General features: G+C 71.4%; 22 protein-coding genes. 15 read left to right on the top strand and 7 right to left on the bottom strand.

Going from position 1 to position 23531, the window contains the following annotated elements; translation table 11 throughout:
* Nucleotides 1-45: 45 nt before the first annotated feature.
* From ACIBF7_RS37590 to ACIBF7_RS37580, 3 genes are all read left to right on the top strand, one after another.
* Entirely contained in the window at nt 46-1128 is a 1083-nt protein-coding gene (locus ACIBF7_RS37590) for an ATP-binding protein (protein WP_148031212.1), read from the top strand.
* 120 nt (nt 1129-1248) lie between these two features.
* A complete protein-coding gene (gene pheS, locus ACIBF7_RS37585; RefSeq protein ID WP_246639256.1) occupies nt 1249-2289 on the top strand; it encodes a phenylalanine--tRNA ligase subunit alpha in 1041 nt (346 codons plus the stop codon).
* Nucleotides 2289-4844 carry a phenylalanine--tRNA ligase subunit beta gene (locus ACIBF7_RS37580; protein ID WP_397199269.1) on the top strand — a complete coding sequence of 852 codons (2556 nt, stop codon included), beginning with the start codon at nt 2289-2291 and terminating at the stop codon, nt 4842-4844. Before pheS ends, ACIBF7_RS37580 begins: the two co-directional genes overlap by 1 nt.
* Before the next feature lie 41 nt (nt 4845-4885).
* Here ACIBF7_RS37580 and ACIBF7_RS37575 read toward each other — a convergent pair whose 3' ends face one another.
* The gene (locus ACIBF7_RS37575) at nt 4886-5494 is read right to left on the bottom strand and encodes a Uma2 family endonuclease (RefSeq protein WP_271279471.1); all 609 of its coding nucleotides are present in this window, start codon (nt 5492-5494) and stop codon (nt 4886-4888) included.
* Between the two features lie 73 nt (nt 5495-5567).
* Between ACIBF7_RS37575 and ACIBF7_RS37570 the strand changes: the two genes are divergently transcribed.
* The gene (locus tag ACIBF7_RS37570) at nt 5568-5801 is read left to right on the top strand and encodes a hypothetical protein (RefSeq protein WP_148031215.1); all 234 of its coding nucleotides are present in this window, start codon (nt 5568-5570) and stop codon (nt 5799-5801) included.
* Between the two features lie 86 nt (nt 5802-5887).
* Here the strand turns inward: ACIBF7_RS37570 and ACIBF7_RS37565 are convergent, their stop codons facing one another.
* From ACIBF7_RS37565 to ACIBF7_RS37550, 4 genes are all read right to left on the bottom strand, one after another.
* Nucleotides 5888-7018 carry a hypothetical protein gene (locus ACIBF7_RS37565; protein ID WP_397199268.1) on the bottom strand — a complete coding sequence of 377 codons (1131 nt, stop codon included), beginning with the start codon at nt 7016-7018 and terminating at the stop codon, nt 5888-5890.
* A 172-nt stretch (nt 7019-7190) separates the two neighbouring features.
* On the bottom strand, nt 7191-7547 hold the full coding sequence (locus ACIBF7_RS37560) for a nuclear transport factor 2 family protein (RefSeq protein WP_271279872.1): 357 nt from the start codon (nt 7545-7547) through the stop codon (nt 7191-7193).
* A 22-nt stretch (nt 7548-7569) separates the two neighbouring features.
* On the bottom strand, nt 7570-7974 hold the full coding sequence (locus ACIBF7_RS37555) for a hypothetical protein (RefSeq protein WP_271279871.1): 405 nt from the start codon (nt 7972-7974) through the stop codon (nt 7570-7572).
* A gap of 166 nt (nt 7975-8140) precedes the next feature.
* Complete coding sequence (locus tag ACIBF7_RS37550; RefSeq protein WP_148031219.1) at nt 8141-9802, bottom strand: class I adenylate-forming enzyme family protein; 1662 nt, start codon at nt 9800-9802, stop codon at nt 8141-8143.
* A gap of 202 nt (nt 9803-10004) precedes the next feature.
* On the opposite strand from ACIBF7_RS37550, the gene argC reads away from it, so the two are divergent.
* From argC to ACIBF7_RS37505, 9 genes are all read left to right on the top strand, one after another.
* On the top strand, nt 10005-11042 hold the full coding sequence (gene argC / locus ACIBF7_RS37545) for an N-acetyl-gamma-glutamyl-phosphate reductase (RefSeq protein WP_378525348.1): 1038 nt from the start codon (nt 10005-10007) through the stop codon (nt 11040-11042).
* Nucleotides 11039-12190 carry a bifunctional glutamate N-acetyltransferase/amino-acid acetyltransferase ArgJ gene (argJ, locus tag ACIBF7_RS37540; protein ID WP_397199267.1) on the top strand — a complete coding sequence of 384 codons (1152 nt, stop codon included), beginning with the start codon at nt 11039-11041 and terminating at the stop codon, nt 12188-12190. The genes argC and argJ overlap by 4 nt, the downstream gene beginning before the upstream one ends.
* Entirely contained in the window at nt 12187-13053 is an 867-nt protein-coding gene (gene argB, locus ACIBF7_RS37535) for an acetylglutamate kinase (RefSeq protein ID WP_148031222.1), read from the top strand. Before argJ ends, argB begins: the two co-directional genes overlap by 4 nt.
* The gene (locus tag ACIBF7_RS37530) at nt 13053-14222 is read left to right on the top strand and encodes an acetylornithine transaminase (RefSeq protein WP_364234474.1); all 1170 of its coding nucleotides are present in this window, start codon (nt 13053-13055) and stop codon (nt 14220-14222) included. Before argB ends, ACIBF7_RS37530 begins: the two co-directional genes overlap by 1 nt.
* Nucleotides 14219-15160: an ornithine carbamoyltransferase gene (gene argF / locus ACIBF7_RS37525; protein ID WP_148031224.1), complete on the top strand. Its 942-nt coding sequence runs from the start codon at nt 14219-14221 to the stop codon at nt 15158-15160. Before ACIBF7_RS37530 ends, argF begins: the two co-directional genes overlap by 4 nt.
* Nucleotides 15157-15663, top strand: coding sequence for an arginine repressor (locus tag ACIBF7_RS37520; RefSeq protein ID WP_148031225.1), 507 nt, complete (start codon nt 15157-15159; stop codon nt 15661-15663). The genes argF and ACIBF7_RS37520 overlap by 4 nt, the downstream gene beginning before the upstream one ends.
* A 42-nt stretch (nt 15664-15705) precedes the next feature.
* Nucleotides 15706-16905, top strand: a complete 1200-nt coding sequence (locus ACIBF7_RS37515) for an argininosuccinate synthase (RefSeq protein ID WP_148031226.1) — start codon at nt 15706-15708, stop codon at nt 16903-16905.
* Between the two features lie 67 nt (nt 16906-16972).
* Nucleotides 16973-18370, top strand: coding sequence for an argininosuccinate lyase (gene argH, locus ACIBF7_RS37510; protein WP_364234499.1), 1398 nt, complete (start codon nt 16973-16975; stop codon nt 18368-18370).
* A gap of 8 nt (nt 18371-18378) precedes the next feature.
* Nucleotides 18379-19137, top strand: coding sequence for a DNA-3-methyladenine glycosylase (locus ACIBF7_RS37505; RefSeq protein WP_378525347.1), 759 nt, complete (start codon nt 18379-18381; stop codon nt 19135-19137).
* On the opposite strand, the gene ACIBF7_RS37500 is transcribed toward ACIBF7_RS37505, so the two are convergent.
* The gene (locus tag ACIBF7_RS37500) at nt 19077-19385 is read right to left on the bottom strand and encodes a PH domain-containing protein (protein ID WP_219543298.1); all 309 of its coding nucleotides are present in this window, start codon (nt 19383-19385) and stop codon (nt 19077-19079) included. The two genes, ACIBF7_RS37505 and ACIBF7_RS37500, sit on opposite strands and share 61 nt — an antisense overlap.
* A gap of 177 nt (nt 19386-19562) precedes the next feature.
* On the opposite strand from ACIBF7_RS37500, the gene tyrS reads away from it, so the two are divergent.
* Entirely contained in the window at nt 19563-20828 is a 1266-nt protein-coding gene (gene tyrS / locus ACIBF7_RS37495; RefSeq protein ID WP_397199266.1) for a tyrosine--tRNA ligase, read from the top strand.
* Nucleotides 20829-20831: 3 nt separating this feature from the next.
* Here the strand turns inward: tyrS and ACIBF7_RS37490 are convergent, their stop codons facing one another.
* Nucleotides 20832-22274, bottom strand: coding sequence for a glycosyltransferase family 39 protein (locus ACIBF7_RS37490; protein ID WP_397199265.1), 1443 nt, complete (start codon nt 22272-22274; stop codon nt 20832-20834).
* Nucleotides 22275-22393: 119 nt separating this feature from the next.
* Here ACIBF7_RS37490 and ACIBF7_RS37485 point away from each other — a divergent pair, with 119 nt between their 5' ends.
* Nucleotides 22394-22981, top strand: coding sequence for an HAD family hydrolase (locus ACIBF7_RS37485; RefSeq protein ID WP_397199264.1), 588 nt, complete (start codon nt 22394-22396; stop codon nt 22979-22981).
* Nucleotides 22982-23531: the final 550 nt, after the last annotated feature.

The raw sequence follows: 23531 nt of genomic DNA, 5'->3' as shown, positions 1-23531 counted from the left end.
GGGAAACCCGCTATTGTCGGCCTTGGAGGCGGAGGAGGCGAGGTCGTGCACGGCGCAGACACCGATGGGCGGCTGGTTGCCGCCGCGTGCACGATAGCGATCGACGATCTCCCTGACGGGCTCGTCGTCGCCGACCGGTTCGGCCGCGTGCTCGCGGTCAACCGCGCCGCCGCCCGGCTCACCGGCGTCACGCCCGAACGCGCCGTCGGCCGCGACATGAACGAGGTGTTCCCGTTCCGCGACAACGACGGCCGCGACTGGTGGAAGGCGCTCGATCCCGAGGGCGGCCTGCGCACCCGCAGCCGCGTCCCGGAGAAGCCCCTCCACCTGCCCGGCCGCCAGGAGCTGTACGTGACCGCGCGGTTCGTCCGTGAGCCGGAGCGGTGCGGCGACGTCGAGCGGGTGGCGATCACGCTGCGCGACGGCGGCGCCCGGGCCCGGCTGGAGCGCAGCCGCGCCGACCTGGTCTCCACGGTCGCCCACGAGCTGCGCTCGCCGCTGACCAGCGTCAAGGGGTTCACCGCGACGCTGCTCGCCAAGTGGGGCCGCTTCACCGAAGAGCAGAAGCTCGTCATGCTCGAGACCGTCAACAACGACGCGGACCGCGTCACCCGGCTCATCACCGAGCTGCTCGACGTCTCCCGCATCGAGTCCGGCCGGCTGGAGCTGCGCCGCCAGGTCGTCGACATCCCCGCCAGGGCCCGACGGGTCGTCGCCGGGCGGGTCGCGGCGGGCGAGCAGGAGGACCGCTTCCGCCTCATCACGGGTGACGATCTTCCCGAAATGTGGCTTGACCAGGACAAGGTTGACCAGATCCTGGCTAACCTGGTGGAAAACGCGGTGCGTCACGGTCGAGGCACCGTGACCATCGAGATCGAGTCCGTCGGGTGGGGAGTGGCCGTGTCGGTGCGCGATCAGGGCGAGGGCGTCAGGCCCGAGGTGGCCCCGCGCGTATTCAGGCAGTTCTGGCGCGGCAACAGCCGCAAGCGTGGCGGCACCGGCCTCGGCCTGTTCATCGTCAAGGGGCTGGTGGAGGCCCACGGCGGCACCATCACCGTGCAGCAGGCGCCCGAGGGCGGGGCGGAGTTCCGATTTACCGTGCCCACCGGCACGCCCGACTTCGCGTGACACCGGGACCGGTGGGCCACCACTAGACTTTTCCCGCTCAAGCCCTGGATACGGAGCTCACTCTTGTCTGACTACGACCCGGTCGAGGTCACCCCGCTGCACGCCGACGAGGTGTCCCGGATGGAGGCCGACGCCATCGCGGCGATCAAGGCGGCCGGCAGCCTCGACGCACTCAAGCAGGCCAGGCTGGCGCACTCCGGCGACCGCTCGCCTCTCGCCCTGGCCAACCGCGAGATCGGCGCCCTGCCGCCCGCCGCCCGTGCCGAGGCGGGCAAGCGGGTCGGCACCGCCCGCAGAGCCGTCGCCGAGGCGCTGGCCGCCCGGCAGGCCGAGCTGGAGGCCGAGCGCGACGCCCGGGTGCTCGTCGAGGAGACCGTCGACGTCACCCTGCCGTGGGACCGCCGCCCGCGCGGCGCCCGCCACCCGCTGACCACGCTGCAGGAGCGCATCGCCGACACGTTCGTCGCGATGGGCTACGAGGTGGCCGAAGGCCCCGAGCTCGAAGGCGAGTGGTTCAACTTCGAGGCGCTCAACATCGCCAAGGACCACCCGGCCCGCTCCGAGCACGACACGTTCTTCGTCGGCTCCACCGACTCGGGCATGGTGCTGCGCACGCAGACCTCGCCGCTGCAGATCCGCGCCCTGCTGGAGCGCGGCGCGCCGTGTTACGCGATCGCGCCCGGCAAGACGTTCCGCACCGACGAGCTCGACGCCACCCACACCCCGGTCTTCCACCAGACCGAGGGCCTGGCCGTCGACAAGGGCCTCACCATGGCCCACCTCAAGGGCACGCTCGACCGGTTCGCCGAGGTCATGTTCGGTGAGGGCATCACCACCAGGTTCCGGCCCAACTACTTCCCCTTCACCGAGCCGTCCGCCGAGATGGACCTCAAGTGCTTCGTCTGCCGCGGCGCCTCGGCGGTGCCCGGCAACCCGCCCTGCCGCACCTGCAAGAACGAGGGCTGGATCGAGTGGGGCGGCTGCGGCATGGTCAACCCGCGGGTGCTGGTCGCCTGCGGCATCGACCCGTCGGTCTACTCCGGGTTCGCCTTCGGGATGGGCATCGAGCGGACGCTGATGTTCCGCCACAACGCCGAGGACATGCGCGACATGATCGAGGGAGACGTGCGCTTCACGCTCCCGTTCGGAATGGAGATCTGATGAGGGTCCCGCTTTCCTGGCTGCGGGAGTATGTCGATCTCCCGGCGGTCACCGCCCAAGAGGTGGCTGACAAGCTCACGGCCGCCGGGCTCAAGCTGGAGTCCATCGCCTCCCACGGCCACGACGTCAAGAACGTCGTCGTCGGCGAGGTGCTGGAGATCGAGGAGCTGACCGGCTTCAAGAAGCCGATCCGCCACTGCCGGGTCGAGGTCGGCGAGCCGACGCCGCGCGAGATCGTCTGCGGCGCCACCAACTTCGCCGTCGGCGACCGCGTCCCCGTGGTGCTGCCCAGCGGCGTGCTGCCCGGAGGGTTCGAGGTCGGCGCCCGCAAGACCTACGGCCGCCTGTCCGAGGGCATGATCTGCTCGGAGCGCGAGCTGGGCCTGGGCGAGGACCACGCGGGCATCATGGTGCTGCCCGCCGGCACCCCCGTCGGCGCCGACGTGGTGGAGCTGCTCGGCCTGCGCGACGACGTGATCGAGCTGGAGATCACCCCCGACATCGGCTACGCGCTGTCGATCCGGGGCGTGGCCCGCGAGGTCGCGATCGCGTTCGGGGCGGCGTTCCGCGACCCCGCCGACGTGCGGCCGCCCGAGCACACCAGCCGGGCCTGGCCGGCCTACATCGACGACCCGACCGCGTGCGACCGGTTCGTGCTGCGCCAGGTCACCGGCTTCGACCCGGAGGCCAAGAGCCCGCTGTGGATGCGCACCCGGCTCATCCGGGCCGGCATGCGGCCGGTGTCGCTGGCCGTCGACATCACCAACTACCTCATGCTGGAGCTCGGCCAGCCGCTGCACGCCTTCGACACCGACAAGCTCACCGGCGAGATCGTGGTGCGGCGCGCGCTGCCGGGCGAACGGCTGGAGACGCTCGACCACGTCGTGCGCGACCTCGACCCGGACGACATCCTCATCACCGACCAGTCGGGGCCGATCTCCATGGCCGGCACCATGGGCGGCCTGGAGACCGAGATCTCCGACGGCTCCACCGAGATCGTCATCGAGGCCGCCCACTTCTCGGCCACCGGCATCTCGCGCGAGTCCCGCCGCCACAACCTCGTCTCCGAGGCGTCCAAGCGGTTCGAGCGCGGCGTCGACCGTGAGCTGCCGCTCGTCGCCTCCTGGCGGGCCGTGAGCATGCTGGCCGAGCTGGGCGGCGCCACCATCGTGCCCGGGGTCACGCACGCCGAGGTCGAGGTCAGGCCCGCCCGCGTGTCGATCCCCGCCGCCCACCCCGGTGACATCGCCGGCATGCCGTACGCGAAAGAGACCGTCGTGCGCAGGCTGGAGCAGATCGGCTGCGTCGTGGTCGACGGCGACGACCCGGCCGTGCGCGAGGGCGGCGTCGACCCGACCGGCGTGGTCACCGGCGGCGAGCTGGCGGCCAGGCTGGCCGTCAAGGGCGACGACATGATCACGGTGACCCCGCCGTCGTGGCGGCCCGACCTCACCGACCCCAGCGACCTCGCCGAAGAGGTCATCCGGCTGGAAGGGTACGAGCGGCTGCCGTCCGTGCTGCCCAGCGCCCCCGCGGGGGCAGGGCTCACCGAGGGCCAGCGGCTGCGCAGGAGGGTCGGCCGGGCGCTGGCCGAAGCGGGCTACGCCGAGGTGCTGGCCTACCCGTTCATCAGCGCCGACGACTTCGACCGGCTGCAGCTGCCCGCCGACGACGCCCGCCGCCGCGCGATGCGGCTGGCCAACCCGCTGGGCGAGGACGAGCCGCTGATGCGCACCACGCTGCTGCCCGGGCTGCTCAAGACCCTGGTACGCAACGTCGGACGCGGCTTCGCCGACGTGGCCCTGTTCGAGGCCGGCGCCGTCTACCGGCCGCGCGAGGGGGCGCCCGAGGCGGCCCCCGTGCTCGGCGTCGAGCGGCGGCCCACCGAGGAGGAGCTGGCCTCGATCGAGGCGGCGCTGCCCGACCAGCCGTGGCGGGTCGCGGTGGTGCTCGCCGGCGAGTTCGAGCGCTCCGGCTGGTGGGGCGCGGGCCGGCAGGCGTCGTGGGCCGACGCGGTGCAGGCCGGACGGATCGTCGCGGCCGAGGCCGGGCTGGAGCTGTCGGTCGTGGCCGACCAGCACGAGCCGTGGCACCCGGGCCGGTGCGCCGCCCTCTACCTCGGCGACCTGCTCGTCGGCCACGCGGGCGAGCTCCACCCGCGGGTCATCGAGGCCTACGGGCTGCCGCCGCGCACGGCCGCGCTGGAGCTGGAGCTGACCCGCCTGGAGACGGCCATGCGCGGCCCGGCCCAGGCTCCGTCCATCTCCGCCTACCCGGTCGCCACCCAGGACGTCGCCCTGATCGTGCCCGACTTCACCCCGGTGGCCGACGTCGAGGCGGCGCTCCGCGACGGCGCGGGTGAGCTGCTGGAGTCGGTGCGGCTGTTCGACGTCTACGCCGGTGCCCAGGTGGGCGAGGGCAACAAGTCGCTCGCGTACGCGATGCGTTTCCGCGCCCCCGACCGCACGCTGACGGCCGAGGAGATCTCCGCCGCCCGCGACGCCGCCGTGGCGCTCGCCGCCGACCGCGTCGGCGCCCAGCTGCGCTCTGCCTGACGCGTCAAGGGCCGGTACGGGTTCGTACCGGCCCTTTTCGGTCAGATCGAGTCGATCTCGGCGAGGTCGATGTCCATGTCGAACGGGACGGTCACCTTGGCGCGGTCGTGATGGATACCCGTGGGCACGTAGGCGCGGGTGGCAGGGTCGAGTTCGTAGACGTAGACGACAGGCCTGCCGGAGTCGTTCTCGACCCGCCAGAAGTGGGGGATGCCCGCCTCCGCGTAGAGCAGGGGCTTGCGCTTGCGGTCGCGCTCCTCGGACTCGGGGGACACCACTTCGACGGCGAGGGCGACGTCGCCGGCCGGGTAGTAGGTGGCTGAGGAACGGACGTCGGCGCCGGGCTTGAGAACGATCAGATCCGGCTCCGGGCGCTGTCTGGGACCGAGTTTGACGCTCATCTCGCGGCGCACGCGGTAGCCCTTCGGAGCAGCACGGCGCAGACCGGCCTCCAACAGGTAGATCGTCGAGGTGTGGAAGTCTAGCTGCGGGCTCACGAAGACCAAGCTTCCGTCAATCAACTCCGTGTGCGCAGGCAAATGCGGAAGGTGATCGAGGTCTTCTGCCGTGAACCCCTCGGGGGGAGGGAAGATCCAGTCGGGCAGCGAGGACTCTGGCGCCATGGGAATGCTCACCGCTTCGGCCGTCATGGTCTTACGTTAGCAACGTACCCCGCTCACTGTTCGTGAACGCGTGCTCTCGCCTGCTGCCAGAATGCCGTTCATGAGGCAGTTGCTGATCTTTTCTGAGCGGGACGACGCCGAGGAGGTCGCGGCGACGCTCGGCGAGTGGTTCCCGGGCCTGGGCGTGCCGCGGGTGGTGCGGGAGACGCTGGCGGGGGAGGACGACGCGGAGGACGCGCAGTGGCTCGTCGTCGTGGAGGGGCTCGCCGGGGAGAGCCTGGCCAAGGTGGACGAGCTGACCGAGCGGTTCGAGGGGTGGCGCGAGGAGGGCTGATGTGGCGCGGGCTCCCGCCGCTGCGGTGGCGGGGCCCGCGCCGGGGGCTCCCCGGCTTCGCCGGTCGGGAGCCCTGTCCCGGATGGCTAGGGGAGGCGCTCGAACGGGGTCGGGGTGCTGCCGGTCCAGCGGTGGAGGCGGGAGTGGGCCGTCTGCTTGGTGACGCCGTCCTCGGTCACGGTGCCGGCGTCCACCAGGTAGAAGCGGCCGTCGTCCAGCGAGGCCAGGCCGTACTCACCGGAGGACTCCCAGCCGCGGACGCCCGACGCCTCGTGGTGCAGGCCCTCGGGCGCGAGCGTGAGCAGGTCGCCCTGCTCCGGCTGGGGCTGTCCCTCGATCGGTCCGCGCACCGGGCGGGTGGCGCCGTCGACGGTGAACATCGAGTAGTTGGGGAACTGCGGCTTGGCGCCCTTGTAGACGGCCATCAGCCACTTGCCGGTGTGGCCGTCGTACTCCAGGTTCTGGACTCCGTACCGGGTGTTGCCGGTGCGGACGAAGTACTTCCCGTCGACCTTGGCCGGGCCGGAGGTGTGCGGGGCGCTCTGGGTGAGAGGGCGCTCGTACTTGCGCCACTTGGTGATGTCGTACTGGAGCAGCACCTGGTGGTCGTTGTCCTGGCGAGCGGTGTTGGAGTAGACGCCGTAGGCCACGGTCAGCTTCTGCTTGCCGTGCCGCTTGCCGAACTCGGGGCCGAACGCGACGCCGTCGATGCCGCTGCAGCCGTAGCGGTGGTCGGGGGTGTTGGCCACGTTGCCGTCGAAGACGCCGTCGCCGTTCATGTCGGCGCTGTAGTCGTCGACCACCTCCTTGAGGTAGACGGCGGTCACCACGTCGGAGGTCTCGGCGTCCATGCCGAGGCTGGTGATGCGGTCGACGTCGAAGATGGCGATGTAGAACGCCTGCGCGTCCTTGTATTCCAGCGACCCGTACACCCGGCGGTCCTGACGGTTGAAGTCGAGGTCGCCGAGGTGGCCGGTGAAGCCGGTGACGGAGCCGACGGGCTTGCCGGACAGGTCGGTCTTGACGAGCAGGTTGGTGAAGGAGAAGTACATGAAGCCCTTCTTCTCGTCCACCGCGATCCCCTGCACGTGACCCGCCTGCCAGGCGCCGCCGTACACCTCCGCGGGGAACTCGGAGCGCGGCGCCGCCGCGTGGGCGGCGGAGGCGCTGGTGACGAGGGCCGAAGCCAGGACTGCCGTGAGTAGTGCGTTTGCCACCCGCATGTGTACGTTACGTACCCTTCTTTGATCTTTCTTGAGCGCAAATCACGCTAAAGCTGCAAGTTAGATCTTTACTGACTTCCACCTGACAAGTCCATGACCATCCGTGGAAACATCGGAGCGGCAAGCGGAAGCCCCCGCCGGGGCGGGGGCCATGGGGGGAGGAGGGTCAGGCGGCCGGCACCTTGTCCAGGAAGCCGAGCACCTTGCTGATGCGCCCGTCCTCGGCCAGCTCCACCACGTCGAAGCCGGTCGCCACCGGCTCCCCGCCCTCCGGGCCGAGGTGCCAGGTGAAGCGGGCGATGCCGTGGTGGGCGTCGTACAGCTCGCCGGGGGTGAAGACCAGGCCGGGAAACATCCCCTGGGCGCCCTCGATGACGGCGGCGATGCCGGCGTGCCCGGCCACGTCCGCCAGCGGGTCGGTGTACGTCGCGTCCTCGGTCCAGACGCCGGCCACGGCCTTGGCGCGGGCGGCGGGGTCGGTCTCGTTCCAGGCGGCCACGTAACGCTCGACGAGGTTCGTCATGATTTATCAGCCTTTCAGATGGTTAGCGAAGCTTGCGGAGACCGGCGATCTGCAGCACGGCGAACCCGGCGACCACGAGGGCCTGGAGGATCGCCCACACCGCGCCGATCGTGGTGAACGCGAGGAGACCGGTGACGACGGCGGCGATGCTTGCCAGTGCCCAGACGACGTTCAGACCGATCACGACCTGGGTGCCCGCCTCGCTGACCTGGCGGCGGCCCGCGAGGAGACCGACGGCGACCCCGTACGCGAGCAGGAAGATCCCGATCCCGCGCAGCGGGCCCGCGTCCGGCCCGAGCAGGTCGCTCAGAAGGCCGGCGGCGGCGAGGTAGGCCAGGCCGTTGACCCCTGTGACGACGGCGTCCGCGGCGAGCACGAGCCGCAGGAAGCTCGCGCGGCCGGTAGTGGCGCTGGTGGGGGTGCTCATCTCGCGTCTCCTTAGGTGTTCGTTCCGACACCCGCAACGGTGCCAGCGAGCACATAGGCCACGCGATTACGTGGAAGGTAATGCGATCTGGTGCAGACATGCTGACCTGGTGATATGTCATGAAAAAAGCGGCCCGCCGGTCGAGGGCGGGCCGCTTCGGGCGTCGTCAGGCGCCGAGCACCTCCCGGCGCAGGTGGGTCTTGAGGATCTTGCCGCCGGGGTTGCGCGGCAGCTCGCCCTCCCGGAACCAGAAGTGGCGCGGCACCTTGAACGCGGCGATCCGCCCGTCGAGGAACGCCCGCAGTTCCTCGCCGGTGGCCGGGACGCCGGCGGCGAGGCGGATCACCGCGCCCACCTCCTCGCCCAGCTCGTCGTGCGGCACGCCGATCACCGCGACGTCGTCCACGGCCGGGTGCTCGAACAGCGCGGCCTCCACCTCGGCGCAGTAGACGTTCTCGCCGCCCCTGATCACCATGTCCTTGGCCCGGTCGACGATGTAGACGAACCCGTCCTCGTCGATCTTGGCCAGGTCGCCGGTGTGCAGCCAGCCGCCGACGAACGTCTCGGCGGTGGCCTCCGGCTTGTTCCAGTAGCCCAGGATCACGTTGGGGCCGCGCACGCAGAGCTCGCCGACCTCGCCGGGCGGCAGCTCGTTGTTCATCGGGTCGACCACGCGCACGTCGACCACGGGGGAGGGCCTGCCGATGCTGTCGGGGTGCGCCTGGTAGTCGGCGCCCCCGTTGCCGATGGCCAGCGCGGTCGTCTCGGTCATGCCGTAGCCGTTGGACGCGGCGCGGGCGGGGAGGTTCTCGGTGATGCGCTCCAGCAGCCTGGGCGGGGCGGGCGCGCCGCCGTAGCCGAGCGTGTTGAGCGACGACAGGTCGTGCTTGGCGAAGTCGGGGTGGGACATCAGCTGCCAGGCGTTGGTCGGCACGCCGATCATGGCGCTGACCTTCTCCCGCTCGATCAGCTTCAGCGCCTGGCCCGGGTCCCACTTGTACATGAGCACCAGGCCGCCGCCGCTGAACAGGGTCGTGGTCAGCGCCGAGAAGCAGCCGGTGACGTGGAACAGCGGCACCGTCAGGAGCGTCACCCGCCGCACGGCCGTGGCCTCCCCGGGGTCCTTGCCGGCCAGCGCGCTGGCGCGGTAGAGCCCGTAGGCGACGGTCATCGGCGACTGGCCCAGGTTGCGATGGCTGCCGAGCGCGCCCTTGGGCCGCCCGGTGGTGCCGGAGGTGTAGAAGATGGTGGCCGGGTCGTCGGGGGAGAGCTCCACCTCGGGCAGCGTCACGTCGGCTCTGACCTCGCCGAGCACCTCGTCGAACGTCCGCGCCCCCTCGGGCGCCGCGCCCCTGGCGACGATCAGCGGCACGCCGGTGCCGGCCAGCCTGGGGGCCCGCTCGTCGTCGGCGATGATCACCTTCGCGCCGGAGTCGCTCACCCCGTACGCCAGCTCCGGCTCGGTCCACCAGGCGTTCAGCGGCACCGCGACGGCGCCCGCAGCGAGCGCCGCGGAGAAGGCGATCGACCATTCGGGGTAGTTGCGCATGGCGACCGCCACCCGGTCGCCCTTGCGCACCCCGTAGTCGTCGGCGAGGCGGGTGGCGAGGGTGGCGGCGCGCCGGTAGTGGTCCTCGAAGGTGATGTGCTCGTCCTCGTAGACGAGGAAGACCTTGTCGCCGTGCCACCGGCTGTTCTCCAGCAGCACGCGGAAGTGGGCGGGTGCGTGCTTCCACGTCCGAATGCCGGTGCCGCCGATCTCCTCCATCTCGAAGAGCTGTCCGGGTCCGGTGAGCTGGGCTTCCACCTGGGCGTGCGAAAGGGTCATTACGCAGTACTCCCGCTGGACGGCTGTCGGATACATCACAGTACCGACCGGTAGGTACGTAGCGCTAGACCGTGATTCACCGGGGATTATCCGTGGCCGTGCGCGTTCCGTCACCGTCCCGATATACGGTCTACGGGTTGCATGTTCATCCCCTGCGGTGCATCCTCTTAAAAAGCAAATCCATGAGGTAAGATGCATGACTATGCAGGAGGCAGGCATGAGAGCAGCGGTCGCCGGAGCCAGCGGCTACGCGGGCGGCGAGTTGCTCCGCCTGCTGCTCGGCCACCCGAGACTGGAGATCGGCGCGCTCACCGCCGCCTCCAGCGCGGGCAGCCCGCTCGGCGCCCACCAGCCGCAGCTGCCGGCGCTGGCCGGGCGGATCATCGAAGACACCACGCCAGAGACGCTCGCCGGCCACGACGTGGTCTTCCTCGCGCTCCCGCACGGCCACTCGGCGGCCATCGCCGCCAGGCTCGGCGACGAGACGCTGGTCGTCGACTGCGGCGCCGACCACCGGCTCGCCGACGCGGCCGCCTGGCAGGAGTTCTACGGCGGCGAGCACGCGGGCACCTGGCCCTACGGGCTGCCGGAGCTGCCCGGCCAGCGCGAGGTGCTCAAGGGCGCCCGCCGCATCGCGGTGCCCGGCTGCTACCCCACCTCGGTCCTGCTCGCGCTGACGCCCGCGTTCGCCGCGGGCCTGGCCGAGCCGGACGTCGTCGTGGTCGCCGCCAGCGGCACCAGCGGCGCCGGCAAGTCGCTCAAGCCCAACCTGCTCGGCAGTGAGGTCATCGGCTCGGTCAGCGCCTACGGCGCCGGCGGCGTCCACCGCCACACCCCCGAGATGGAGCAGGGGCTGAGCGCGGCCGCGGGAGTCCCGGTGCGGGTCTCCTTCACGCCCACGCTCGCCCCGATGAGCCGCGGCATCCTGGCCACCTGCACGGCCCCGGCCGCGCCCGGCCTCACCGGGGCCGCGCTGCGCGAGGCGTACGAGGAGGCGCTGCGCGCCGAGCCGTTCGTGACGCTGCTGCCGGAGGGCGTCTGGCCCGCCACCGCGATGACCTACGGCGCCAACACCGCCGCCCTGCAGGTGGCGCTCGACGAGCGGGCCGGCCGCGTGCTGGCCGTCATCGCCATCGACAACCTCACCAAGGGCACGGCCGGAGGCGCGATCCAGAGCGCCAACCTCGCCCTCGGCCTGCCAGAAGAGCTCGGTCTCCCCACGAATGGAGTAGCTCCATGAGCGTGACCGCCCCCCTAGGCTTCCGGGCCGCGGGCGTGGCCGCCGGCATCAAGTCCGGCGGCGCCCGCGACCTGGCCCTCGTCGTCAACGACGGGCCCAGCCGCGCCGCCGCAGGCGTCTTCACCGCCAACAGGGTGAAGGCGGCGCCCGTGCTGTGGTCGCAGCAGGTCCTGCGAGGCGGGCGGCTGCGGGCGGTCGTGCTCAACTCCGGCGGCGCCAACGCCTGCACCGGCCCCGAGGGCTTCCAGGACACGCACGCGACCGCCGAGAAGGCGGCCGCGCTGCTCGACGACTCCGCCGGCGAGATCGCGGTCTGCTCGACCGGGCTGATCGGCGAGCGGCTGCCGATGGACGCGCTGCTGTCCGGCGTGGAGCAGGCAGCCGCCAAGCTGTCCCGCGACGGCGGGCTCAACGCGGCCGACGCCATCCGCACCACCGACACGGTGTCCAAGATCTCCTTCAAGCGCGGCGCCGGCTACATGGTCGGCGGGATGGCCAAAGGGGCCGGCATGCTGGCCCCCGCCCTGGCCACCATGCTCTGCGTGATCACCACCGACGCCGAGCTGACCGCCGAGGAGCTGGGCTCGGTGCTGGGCAGGGCGACGTCCACGACGTTCGACCGGCTCGACACCGACGGCTGCATGTCCACCAACGACACCGTGTTGCTGCTGTCCAGCGGCGCCGCCGGGGTCAGGCCGGACCTGGCGGAGTTCGAGCAGAAGGTGACGGAGGTCTGCGCCGACCTGGCCAGGCAGCTCCTCGTCGACGCCGAGGGCGCCAGCAAGGCCATCTCCATCGAGGTGGTCGGCGCCGCCTCCGAGGACGACGCGGTCAAGGTCGGCCGCGCGGTCGCCCGTTCCAACCTGCTCAAGTGCGCCATCCACGGTGAGGACCCCAACTGGGGCCGGGTGCTGTCCGCGGTCGGCACCACCGACGCCGAGTTCGAGCCCGAGCGGCTCAACGTGGCCATCAACGGCATCTGGATCTGCCGCGGCGGCGCCGTCGGCGACGACCGCGACAAGGTCGACATGCGCCCGCGCGACGTCACCATCACCGTCGACCTGTCGGCCGGCCCGCACACCGCCACGGTGCACACCACCGACCTGACGGCCGAGTACGTCCACGAGAACTCGGCGTACTCGACATGAGGGACGCACAGGAGAAGGCGGCCGCGCTCATCGAGGCCCTGCCGTGGCTGGAGCGTTTCCACGGCGCGACCGTCGTCATCAAGTACGGCGGCAACGCGATGACCGACGAGGCGCTCAAGGAGTCGTTCGCCGAGGACGTCGTCTTCCTGCGCCACGCCGGGCTGCGGCCGGTCGTGGTGCACGGCGGCGGACCGCAGATCAACGCCCACCTCGACAAGCTGGGCATCGAGTCCACGTTCACCGCCGGGCTGCGGGTCACCACCCCTGAGGCCATGCAGGTCGTCAGGATGGTGCTGGTCGGCCAGGTCGGCCGCGACATCATCGGCCTGATCAACCGCCACGGCCCGTTCGCGGTCGGCCTGTCGGGCGAGGACGCCCACCTGTTCACCGCCGAGCGCAAGAGCGCCATCGTCGACGGCAGCCCGGTCGACATCGGCCAGGTCGGCGAGATCGTCAAGGTCGAGCCCGGCACGGTCGAGGCGCTGCTGGCCGACGGGCGCGTCCCGGTCGTGTCCGGCATCGCCCGCGGCGCCGACGGCGAAATCTACAATGTGAACGCCGACACCGCGGCCGCCGCGCTGGCCGTGGCGCTCAAGGCCGACAAGCTCATCGTCCTCACCGACGTCGAGGGCCTGTACGCCAACTGGCCGGACGACACCGACGTCATCGACGAGATCGACGCGGCCGAGCTCGAGCGGCTGATGCCCACGCTGTCCAGCGGCATGGTGCCCAAGATGGAAGCCTGCCTGACCGCCGTGCGCAACGGCGTCCCGCAGGCCCACGTGCTCGACGGCAGGGTGCCCCACTCGCTGCTGCAGGAGATCTTCACCAACGAAGGAATCGGAACCATGGTGGTGCCCTGATGAGTAGCCTGTACGAGCGGTTCGAGCAGGTCTTCATGCCCAACTACGGCGTCCCGCCGGTCGCGCTGGCCAGGGGCGAGGGCGCCCGCGTGTGGGACGTCGAGGGCAGGGAGTATCTCGACTTCATCGCCGGCATCGCGGTCGTCTCGCTCGGTCACGCCCACCCCGCGCTGGTCGAGGCGGTGTCGAAGCAGGTGGCGACGATCGCCCACACCAGCAACCTGTTCCTGCACGAGCCCGAGGTGCTGCTGGCCGAGAGGCTGACCGGCCTGCTCGGCGCCCCCGCCCGGGTCTTCTTCGCCAACTCCGGCACCGAGGCCAACGAGGCCGCCTACAAGCTCGCGGTCAAGTACGGCAAGCGCACCGGCAGGTCCTACTTCGTCGCGGCCGAGAACGGCTTCCACGGCCGCACGATCGGCGCGCTGTCGCTGAGCGGCAAGAAGTCCATCCGCGACCAGTTCGGCCCCTTCCCGGTCGACGTCCGGTTCGTCCCGTACGGGGACGCGGACGCGCTGAAGGAGGCCGTGACCGGCGACTGCGCGGCGGTGTTCCTGGAGCCGACGCAGGGCGAGGCCGGCGTGGTGCCGCCGCCCGACGGCTACCTGGCGGCGGCCCGCGAGATCTGCGACGCGACCGGCGCGCTGCTGGTCGCCGACGAGATCCAGTCGGCGATCGGCAGGACCGGCCACTGGTTCGCCCACCAGGCCGACGGCTTCACCCCCGACATCCTCACCCTGGCCAAAGGGCTGGGCGGCGGGCTGCCGATCGGCGCCTGCGTCGGCTTCGGTGAGGCAGGCACCCTGTTCGAGAAGGGCGACCACGGCTCGACCTTCGGCGGCAACCCGGTGTCCTGCGCCGCGGCCCTGGCCGTGCTCGACAACGTGGACCTCGGCCATGTCAACGAGGTCGCCGCGCGGCTGCGCGGCGGTCTCGAATCCATCGCGCACCCGCTGCTGAAGGGGGTGCGCGGACGCGGCCTGTGGCTGGCCGCCGTGCTCGCCGAGCCCGTTTCGGGGAAGGTGCAGAAGGCGGCGCAGGATGCGGGCTTCCTCGTCAACGCCGTGCAGCCGGACGCGGTGCGGATCGCGCCGCCGCTGGTCGTGACGGCCGGCCAGGTGGACGCCTTCACCGCCGCGTTCCCGAACATTCTCACGGAGGCGAGCCAGTGACCGCAGGAAACAACGCGGACGTCAGGCACTTTCTGCGGGACGACGACCTCTCGCCGGCCGAGCAGGAAGAGGTGCTCGTCCTGGCGGCGGAGATGAAGAAGGACCGCTTCGGCCACCGTCCGTTCGAGGGGCCCAAGACCGTGGCGGTGCTGTTCGACAAGCCGTCGGCCAGGACCCGCGTCTCCTTCCACGTGGGCATCGGCGAGCTGGGCGGCCTGCCGCTGATCGTCGACGGCGTCTCCACCCTCATGGGCCGCGGCGAGCCGGTCGAGGACATCGCCCGCGTGCTCGACCGGCAGGTGGCCGCCATCGTGTGGCGCACCAGCGGCCAGGAGCTGATCGAGACCATGGCGGCGAACTCCGCGGTGCCCGTGGTCAACGCGCTCACCGACGAGTTCCACCCCTGCCAGATCCTCGCCGACCTGCAGACGGTGCGCGAGCGGCTGGGCCGCACCGCCGGGCTGACACTCGCGTACGTGGGAGACGGCGCCAACAACATGGCCAACTCCTACCTGCTGGGCGGCGCCACCGCCGGCATGCACGTGCGGATCGGCGCCCCGGTCGGCTACCAGCCCGACGCGGTGGTCCTGGCCAGGGCCGCGGCCATCGCCGCCACCACCGGCGGTTCCGTGGTGTCCGTCTCCGACCCGGTCGCCGCCGTCCAGGGGGCGCAGGTCGTGGCGGCCGACACCTGGGTGTCGATGGGCCAGGACGGCAAGGACGACCGGGTCCGCGATCTCATGCCCTACCAGGTCAACGCCGAGCTGCTGGCACACGCCGACGGAGACGCGGTCGTGCTCCACTGCCTGCCCGCCTACCGCGGCAACGAGATCACCGCCGACGTCCTGGAGGGCCCGCGCAGCGCCGTGTGGGACCAGGCGGAGAACCGGCTGCACGCGCAGAAGGCGCTGCTCCACTGGCTGGTGACCAGACCATGACGATCCCGATGACCAAGGCGGCCCGGCAGGCGAAGATCACCGACCTGCTCCAGCGCCAGCCGGTGCGCTCCCAGCCCGAGCTGGCCAAGCTGCTGGCGGAGAGCGGCGTCGAGGTCACCCAGGCCACGCTCTCGCGCGACCTCGACGAGCTGGGCGCGCTCAAGCTGCGCGCCGAGGACGGCTCGCTGGTGTACGCGCTGCCCGGTGAGGGCGGCGGGCGGATCCCGCTGGCCAGGCTCGGCACCGGCGAGTCCCCGGCCGCGCGGCTGCACCGCATCGCGGAGGAGCTGCTGGTCAGCGCCGACGCCTCGGCCAACCTGGTCATCGTCAGGACTCCGCCGGGCGCGGCCCAGTTCCTCGCCTCCGCCATCGACCACGCCGACTGGGAGTCGATTCTCGGCACCGTCGCGGGTGACGACACGATCCTGGTCATCAGCCGAGACCCGCAGGGCGGGCCGGCTCTCGCGGAGGCGCTGCTGAAGGCGGCAGACCGGCGCACTTAGACCGAATTATCACGCTTTATCGCAATCGATGGAGACAGAGCAATGACGGAGAGAGTGGTCCTGGCGTTCTCCGGGGGCCTGGACACGTCGGTGGCCATCCCGTTCCTCGCCGAGAAGATGAACGCCGAGGTCATCGCCGTCGCGGTGGACCTCGGCCAGGGCGGCGAGGACATGAAGGCCATCCGCGAGCGCGCCCTGGACTGCGGCGCCGTCGAGTCCGTGGTGGTCGACGCCAAGGAGGAGTTCGCGGCCGACTTCTGCGTGCCCGCGCTCCAGGCCAACGCCCTCTACATGGACCGCTATCCGCTGCTGTCGTCGCTCTCGCGCCCGCTCATCGTCAAGCACCTGGTCACCGCGGCCAAGCAGCTCGGCGGCACGATCGTGTCCCACGGCTGCACCGGCAAGGGCAACGACCAGGTCCGCTTCGAGGCCGGGCTGGCGGCGCTGGCCCCCGAGCTCAAGGTGGTCGCCCCGGCCCGCGACTTCGCCTGGACCCGCGACAAGGCGATCGAGTACGCCGAGCGCAGGGGCCTGCCCATCGAGACCACCAAGAAGAACCCGTTCTCGATCGACCAGAACCTGTGGGGCCGCGCCATCGAGACCGGCTTCCTGGAAGACATCTGGAACGCGCCCAGCGAGGACGTCTACGCCTACACGGCCGACCCCGCCGTGCCGCGCGAGCCCGACGAGGTGGTCATCACCTTCGAGCGGGGCGTCCCGGTCAAGCTCGACGGCCGCCCGCTCACCCCGTACGAGATCATCGACGAGCTGAACCGGCGGGCCGGCGCGCACGGCGTCGGGCGCATCGACATGGTCGAGGACCGGCTGGTCGGCATCAAGTCACGCGAGGTGTACGAGGCGCCCGGCGCGATCACGCTCATCACGGCGCACCTGGAGCTGGAGAGCGTCACCGTCGAGCGCGACCTGGCCCGCTTCAAGCGGGGCGTCGACCAGCGGTGGAGCGAGCTGGTCTACGACGGGCTGTGGTACTCGCCGCTCAAGCGCGGGCTCGACGCGCTCATCGCCGACGCGCAGCGGTACGTCAGCGGTGACATCAGGATGACCCTGCACGGCGGCCGCGCCACGGTCACGGGCCGGCGCTCCGAGCAGTCGCTGTACGACTTCTCGCTCGCCACCTACGACACCGGCGACTCGTTCGACCAGTCGCTGGCCAAGGGTTTCGTACAACTGTTCAGCCTGCCTTCGAAGATCGCGGCGGCTCGCGACGCGAAGCAGGGGTGAAGTGCACTAAGGTCGCGGAGGACGTGCGGTGAAGGCTGAGGAGAAGACGGTGAGTGATGGCAAGCCGATGCGGCTGTGGGGCGGGCGTTTCGAAGGGGGCCCGTCCGACGCGCTGACCCGGCTGTCGGTGAGCGTGCACTTCGACTGGCGGCTGGTGCCCTACGACCTGGCGGCGTCCAGGGCGCACGCCCGCGTGCTGCACAGGGCGGGGCTGCTGAGCGCCGAGGAGCTGCAGCGCATGATCGGCGCGCTCGACGACCTGGAGCGCGCCTGCAAGGAGGGCGAGTTCCGGCCCACCGTCGCCGACGAGGACGTGCACACCGCGCTGGAGCGCGGCCTGCTGGAGCGGCTCGGCTCGCTCGGCGGCAAGCTCAGGGCCGGCCGCAGCCGCAACGACCAGATCGCCACCGACCTGCGTCTCTACCTCCGCGACCACGCCCGCACGATCGTCTCCCGGCTGGTGGAGCTGGAGACGGCGCTGATGGAGCAGGCGGGGCAGCACGCCGAGACGGCCGCGCCCGGCATGACCCACCTGCAGCACGCGCAGCCGGTGTCGTTCGGCCACCAGCTGCTCGCGCACGTGCACGCGTTCGCCCGCGACGTCGACCGGCTCACCGACTGGGACAAGCGGGCGGCCGTCTCGCCGCTCGGCTCCGGCGCGCTGGCCGGCTCGTCGCTGCCGCTCGACCCGCAGGCGGTGGCGCAGGAGCTCGGGTTCGACTCGGCCGCGCCCAACTCGATGGACGCGGTCGCCGACCGTGACTTCGCGGCCGAGTTCCTGTTCGCCGCGGCCCTGATCGGCACCCACCTGTCCCGGCTGGGCGAGGAGATCGTCCTGTGGGCCTCGCAGGAGTTCCGCTGGATCGAGATGGACGACGCCTACTCCACCGGCTCGTCGATCATGCCGCAGAAGAAGAACCCCGACGTGGCCGAGCTGGCCCGCGGCAAGTCCGGACGCCTCATCGGCAACCTGATGGCGCTGCTGACCACGCTCAAGGGCCTGCCGCTCACCTACAACCGCGACCTGCAGGAGGACAAGGAGCCGGTGTTCGACTCGGTCGACACCCTGCTGCTGGTCCTGCCCGCGATGGCCGGCCTCGTCTCGACCATGCGGGTCAACACCGCCCGGATGGAGGCGTCGGCGCCCGACGGGTTCGCCCTCGCCACCGACCTGGCCGAGCTGCTGGTGCGGCGCGGGGTGCCGTTCCGCGAGGCGCACGAGGCGGTCGGCCACCTCGTGGTGTGGTGCCAGGTCAACGACAAGGACCTCGGCGACCTCACCGACGACGAGATGGTCAAGGTCTCGCCGCACCTGACGCCCGACGTGCGCGACGTGCTCAACGTGCCGGGGGCGCTCGCCGCCCGCAAGGCCCCCGGCGGCACCGCCCCCGACCGCGTCCGCGACCAGCTCGTGGCGCTGCGCGAGGCGGTCGACGCCCAGGCGGCCTGGGCGGCCGGCTCCTGAGCGGGGTGCTGAGCACGGCCCCGCTGCCGCGGGCCTTCTTCGACCGGCCGTCCCACGAGGTCGCGCCCGACCTGCTCGGGCGCCTCATCGTGCACGGCGGCGTGGCCGTACGCCTGACCGAGGTCGAGGCGTACGGCGGGCCGGGCGAGGACCCCGCGGCCCACACCTACCGCGGCAAGACGGCGCGCAACGCGGTCATGTTCGGCCCGCCCGGACACCTGTACGTGTACTTCACCTACGGCATGCACTTCTGCGCCAACCTCGTCTGCCTGCCCGAGGACCAGGGCTCGGCGGTGCTGCTGCGGGCCGGTGAGGTGGTCGGCGGCGTCGGCCTGGCCCGGTCCCGGCGGTCGGGCAGGGGAGCGCCCGCGGGCGACGGCGGCCCCAGGCCGGTGGCCGACCGCGACCTCGGCCGGGGGCCGGCCAGGCTGGCCGTGGCGCTCGGTCTGCTGCGCGAGCACAACGGCGTCGACGCCGTCTGGGAGGGCCCGCCCGGCGCGATCCCCGCCGTCGACCGCCTGATCAGCGCCGCGCCGCAGGCCGACGGCCCGCCGGTGTGGCCCGCCGGGTCGGCGGTGGTCCTGGAGGGCCGCCCGCCGGAGCCCGGAGCGATCAGGTCGGGGCCGCGCACCGGGATCTCGACGGCCAAGGACACCCCGTGGCGGTTCTGGGTCGACGGGGATCCGACCGTCTCCCCGTACCGCGCTCACATGCCGCGGCGGCGCAACGCCGCGGCCACCTCCGTGGGTGAGGCGCCTAGGTCGTGAGCGCTGAAGATGTGCAGATGGTCGCCGGTGTCGATCTCCAGCATCTCGCTGCGCAGGCCCCACCGCCTGCGGACGTCCACCTCGATGTCCCGGATGGCGTCCCACGGCACGTGCCGCCTGCCCGCGAAACCGTGCACGACCGTGATGCCGCTCTCGTCCATCGCCAGCCGCACCGGGGCCAGTATGTCGCGCAACCCCATCCCGCCCAGCAGCACCGCCGCCGGCACGGCGAGGACCACTCCTGGCACGTCACCGTCGGCATACCAGTACGCTGCGAGCCCCGCGCACGCCAGAGCCCCTAAGATCTTGAAAACGGCCAGTTCACGACGGACCTTCCACATGGGGCCGACATTATCCAAGTGGCGGCGTCCGGCCGCGATCAGGCACGCTGTACCCACTCACCATCTATCAGGAAAGTCAGCATCGTGACCGACATCCTCGATGAGCTCGAATGGCGCGACGTGACCGCGCAGACCACCGACACCGACGCCCTGCGCGAAACGCTGTCGAAGGGTCCGATCACGGTCTATGCGGGCTTCGACCCGACCGCACCGTCGCTGCACGTCGGCAACCTCGCCACGCTGCTGATCCTGACCCGTTTCCAGCGTGCGGGCCACCGGCCGATCGGCCTGGTCGGCGGCGCCACCGGCCTGATCGGCGACCCCAGCGGCCGCAGCACCGAGCGGGCGCTCAACACCAGCGAGGTGGTGGCCGAATGGGTGGCGCGGATCCGGGTCCAGGTGGAGAAGTTCCTGTCGTTCGAGCCGGGCCCCAACGCGGCCACGCTCGTCAGCAACCTCGACTGGACCGCCGAGCTGTCGGCCATCGACTTCCTGCGTGACGTCGGCAAGCACTTCCCGGTCAACCGGATGCTCGCCCGCGAGTCGGTCTCGGCCAGGCTCGGCGGCGAAGGGCTCAGCTACACCGAGTTCAGCTACCAGATCCTGCAGGCCAACGACTACCTGGAGCTCTACCGGCGCCACGGCTGCACCCTCCAGCTCGGCGGCAGCGATCAGTGGGGCAACATCACCGCGGGCGTCGACCTGATCAGGCGGGTCGAGGGCGCCCACGTGCACGCCCTCACCGGCAAACTGATCACCAAGGCCGACGGCACCAAGTTCGGCAAGACCGCCGGCGGGGCCGTCTGGCTCGACCCGGCGCTGACCACGCCCTACGCGTTCTACCAGTACTGGCTCAACGCCGACGACCGCGACGTGATCCGCTTCCTCAAGGTGTTCACCTTCCGCTCCCGGGAGGAGATCGAGCACCTGGAGAAGGCCGTCGCCGACCGGCCGTTCGCCCGCGAGGCGCAGCGGACGCTCGCCGAGGACCTCACCACGCTCGTGCACGGCCCGCAGGAGCTGGCCGCGGCGGTGGCGGCGTCCAAGGCGCTGTTCGGCCAGGGCTCGCTGGACGAGCTGCCGGCCTCCACCCTGGCGGCGGCGCTGGCCGAGGTGCCGAAGGCGACCGTCCCCGGGCTCGGCGCGTCGCTGGTCGACCTCATGGCCGACAGCGGGCTGGTCGAGTCCAAGTCGGCCGCCCGCCGGGCGGTCAAGGAGGGCGGCGCCTACCTCAACAACACCAAGATCACGGACGAGGCGTACGTCCCGGCCGCCGCCGACCTGCTCCACGGCCGCTTCCTGGTGCTGCGGCGCGGCAAGAAGTCGGTCGGCGGCGTCGAGGTCGGCTGACCCTCAGCCGCCCGCCTTCGTGTAGAGGGCGACCGTCATGCCCGGCAGGTCGGCCGAGTGCCACGAGCCCTCCCGCTCGTACCCGGCCTCCTCGACTTCCCGCACCCGGGCCAGACGGTCGCCCGTGGCCTTGGTGCCGCGCCACACGACCCACACCCGCTCGCGCCCGCGCAGCGCGCCGGCGACGGCGCTCCGCTCGCGGTAGCCGAAGCCGGTCGGCGACGGGTCGTGGCCGAGCCGGAGCACGTCCTCCGGCATCGAGCCGTCTCCGAACCCGTCGAGCCCGTAGTAGGCGGGGCCGTAGTAGTCGAACCCGGACCGCACCTGGCTCTGCCCGTACACGATCGCGTCGCCCGGCTGGGCCTGGATCCGGGAGATGGCCCACGGGAAGTTCTCGAACCGCCCGTTCTCATCCCGGACCTCCGCATGTTGGTACGTTCCCGCCGCCAGGCAGACCGCGACCAGCGCCCAGCAGGCGGCCACGGACACCCGCCTGCTTCCGGCGTGCGCGGCGGCCAGCCCCGCCAGCAGGGCCAGCGCCGGCGCCGTCACGAACAGGTAGCGATCCACGTACACCGGCGTGACCAGGTGGGACACCGCGAGCAACAGCAGCGGCGGCAGCACCAGCCACCCCAGCAGCGCACCCGCCCAGCGCCAGGGCGGGAGACCCGTGCTCGCGGCGCCCCGCGGCCCGGCCGCCCGCCGCGACAGCCCCAGCAGCGCCGCCCCGGCCAGCGCGACCACGAACAGCGGCACCCCGGCCTCGGCCGCCCCCGCCGCCATCTTCGGGAACTTCAGCAGCACATCGGGGCCACGCTGCGGGATCCAGCTGATCGCGTGCCGCTCCCCGTACCCGACGAGGCCCAGCACCACGGCGGGCACGCACCCCGCCGCCAGCGCGGCGAGCATCCGCGCCGCCGTCTCCCGCCGGATCAGCAGCAGATGGGCCGGCAGCACCAGCACCGCGAACAGGTGCGTGCAGCAGACCAGCGCCACAGTCGCGCCGTACGCCGCCCACCGGCGCGGGCCGGAGCGTTCCAGCGCCCGGTGCAACGCCCAGAACGACAGCACGACCGCGGCCGCGGCGAACGCGTACGGTCGCGCGAACGCCCCGTAGTACGACACCGACGGCAGCGCCGCCAGCAGCGCGGCCGCCGTCACCCCGGCCCGCGTGCTGTGCAGCCGCCTGCCCAGCGCCACCAGCAGGCCCGCCGCCGCGCCGATCGCCAGCGCCGACGGCAGCCGCAGCCACAGCTCCGCCGTGCCCGCCAGCGCCCACACGTGCATGAACAGGTAGTAGGGCAGGAAATGGCCGTCGATGTGCTGGACCAGCTCCCACAGCCCGGCCAGCGAGCGGGTGGCGGCGCTGATCGTGGCCAGCTCGTCGCCGTTCAGCGTCGCCGCGCCCGACCCGCTGAACGCCACCCCACCGGCCAGCGCGGCCATCACCCCCTCCGCGTACGGCCTGCCGCGGGTGCGACTCTGTCGCGGAACTGGCGGGGCGTCAGGGGCAAGTGTGGCCGCAGAGATCATCGGTGCAGAATACGGCGCATAGGCTCTGATGCATGAATCGAGTAATCGTTTTCGATCTGTACGGTGTCATCGCCCGGACCCAGACGGACGAGGCGAAGCAGCAGCTCGTGGACCTGGGCGGGGTCTCCGCCGAGGCGTTCTGGGAGGCATACTGGGGCTGCCGGCCCGCCTACGACGCCGGGCAGGAGACCGGTGCGTACTGGGCGGCGGTCGGCGAGCGGCTGGGAGTGGAGTTCGCCGACGTGGCGGCCCTGACGGCGGCTGATCTGGAGAGCTGGTCGCAGGTGGACCAGGAGATGGTGGCGCTGGTGCACGAGCTCGCCGACCGCGGGGTCAAGCTGGGGCTGCTGTCGAACATCATCGAAGACCTGGTGCCGGTGTGGGAACGCAACCACGGCGACTGGCTGGGGCGGTTCGACGCGCTGACGTACTCGTGCCGGATCGGGGTCGCCAAGCCGGACCCGCGGGCGTACGAGATCTGCGCGGCGCGGCTCGGGGTGGCTCCGCGGGACGCGCTGTTCTTCGACGACAACGAGGTCAACGTGGCGGGGGCGCGGGCGGCGGGGATGCCGGCCGAGCTGTTCACCTCACCGGACCAGGTCCGCGCCCTCATCCGTTAGCGGGCCCGCGTCCCTCCGACGCATGGCGTGGTGGCTTCGGGGGATGAGAACGCTTCCTTCAGCACCACATCGCTGTGGCGCGAGGACGACAGCCCGGCCGGCCGTCCGGCGTGTGATTTGACGTCTGGCGGATCGCGACCTAACCTCATAACTCGCCCCGGGAGTGAGCCGGACGCCGGTCAGGCGGACGGGCCCCAGGGCAGAGTCCCTTGAGAACAAGCCACTCGGCCGGAGCGCTGCAATGCGCTCTTGATCGGGTTGTCTCGGGCGTCCGGCGTGATCACCGAATAAATCGGTTGATTCGACAGGCGCAGGATGACACGGTAAGTTCCGGGGACTGCCAAAATCTTGATCAGATGAACCGATAAACGGATTTGACCGGATATCGGGCCACCTGATAAAGTGGAGAAGAGCAGATGTGCGCCCCTGGCGCTGAAGGCGATAATCTTCGGTGCGGGTGTACGCGTCCGTTTCTTGAGAACTCAACAGTGTGTTAAAAGCCAGTGCATGATGCACAACCCCGTCATGATTTTTCATGTGACGGATTCCT

This window comes from Nonomuraea sp. NPDC050478 (assembly GCF_044458265.1).
GTDB classification, from domain to species: domain Bacteria; phylum Actinomycetota; class Actinomycetes; order Streptosporangiales; family Streptosporangiaceae; genus Nonomuraea; species Nonomuraea ferruginea.
Note: the sequence above shows the minus strand (reverse complement) of the source record. Positions and strands in the feature narration are given on the sequence as shown.

What these genes read in the sequence shown, in the direction of transcription:
- argC (WP_378525348.1), top strand. Translation starts at nt 10,005, where the DNA reads ATGCAGGAGGCAGGCATGAGAGCAGCGGTCGCCGGAGCCAGCGGCTAC.
- ACIBF7_RS37530 (WP_364234474.1), top strand. Translation starts at nt 13,053, where the DNA reads ATGAGTAGCCTGTACGAGCGGTTCGAGCAGGTCTTCATGCCCAACTAC.
- ACIBF7_RS37515 (WP_148031226.1), top strand. Translation starts at nt 15,706, where the DNA reads ATGACGGAGAGAGTGGTCCTGGCGTTCTCCGGGGGCCTGGACACGTCG.
- argB (WP_148031222.1), top strand. Translation starts at nt 12,187, where the DNA reads ATGAGGGACGCACAGGAGAAGGCGGCCGCGCTCATCGAGGCCCTGCCG.
- pheS (WP_246639256.1), top strand. Translation starts at nt 1,249, where the DNA reads ATGGAGGCCGACGCCATCGCGGCGATCAAGGCGGCCGGCAGCCTCGAC.
- ACIBF7_RS37555 (WP_271279871.1), bottom strand. Translation starts at nt 7,974, where the DNA reads ATGAGCACCCCCACCAGCGCCACTACCGGCCGCGCGAGCTTCCTGCGG.
- ACIBF7_RS37570 (WP_148031215.1), top strand. Translation starts at nt 5,568, where the DNA reads ATGAGGCAGTTGCTGATCTTTTCTGAGCGGGACGACGCCGAGGAGGTC.
- ACIBF7_RS37490 (WP_397199265.1), bottom strand. Translation starts at nt 22,274, where the DNA reads ATGGCCGCGCTGGCCGGTGGGGTGGCGTTCAGCGGGTCGGGCGCGGCG.
- ACIBF7_RS37580 (WP_397199269.1), top strand. Translation starts at nt 2,289, where the DNA reads ATGAGGGTCCCGCTTTCCTGGCTGCGGGAGTATGTCGATCTCCCGGCG.
- ACIBF7_RS37560 (WP_271279872.1), bottom strand. Translation starts at nt 7,547, where the DNA reads ATGACGAACCTCGTCGAGCGTTACGTGGCCGCCTGGAACGAGACCGAC.
- ACIBF7_RS37550 (WP_148031219.1), bottom strand. Translation starts at nt 9,802, where the DNA reads ATGACCCTTTCGCACGCCCAGGTGGAAGCCCAGCTCACCGGACCCGGA.
- ACIBF7_RS37575 (WP_271279471.1), bottom strand. Translation starts at nt 5,494, where the DNA reads ATGACGGCCGAAGCGGTGAGCATTCCCATGGCGCCAGAGTCCTCGCTG.
- argJ (WP_397199267.1), top strand. Translation starts at nt 11,039, where the DNA reads ATGAGCGTGACCGCCCCCCTAGGCTTCCGGGCCGCGGGCGTGGCCGCC.
- ACIBF7_RS37485 (WP_397199264.1), top strand. Translation starts at nt 22,394, where the DNA reads ATGAATCGAGTAATCGTTTTCGATCTGTACGGTGTCATCGCCCGGACC.
- ACIBF7_RS37520 (WP_148031225.1), top strand. Translation starts at nt 15,157, where the DNA reads ATGACGATCCCGATGACCAAGGCGGCCCGGCAGGCGAAGATCACCGAC.
- argH (WP_364234499.1), top strand. Translation starts at nt 16,973, where the DNA reads ATGCGGCTGTGGGGCGGGCGTTTCGAAGGGGGCCCGTCCGACGCGCTG.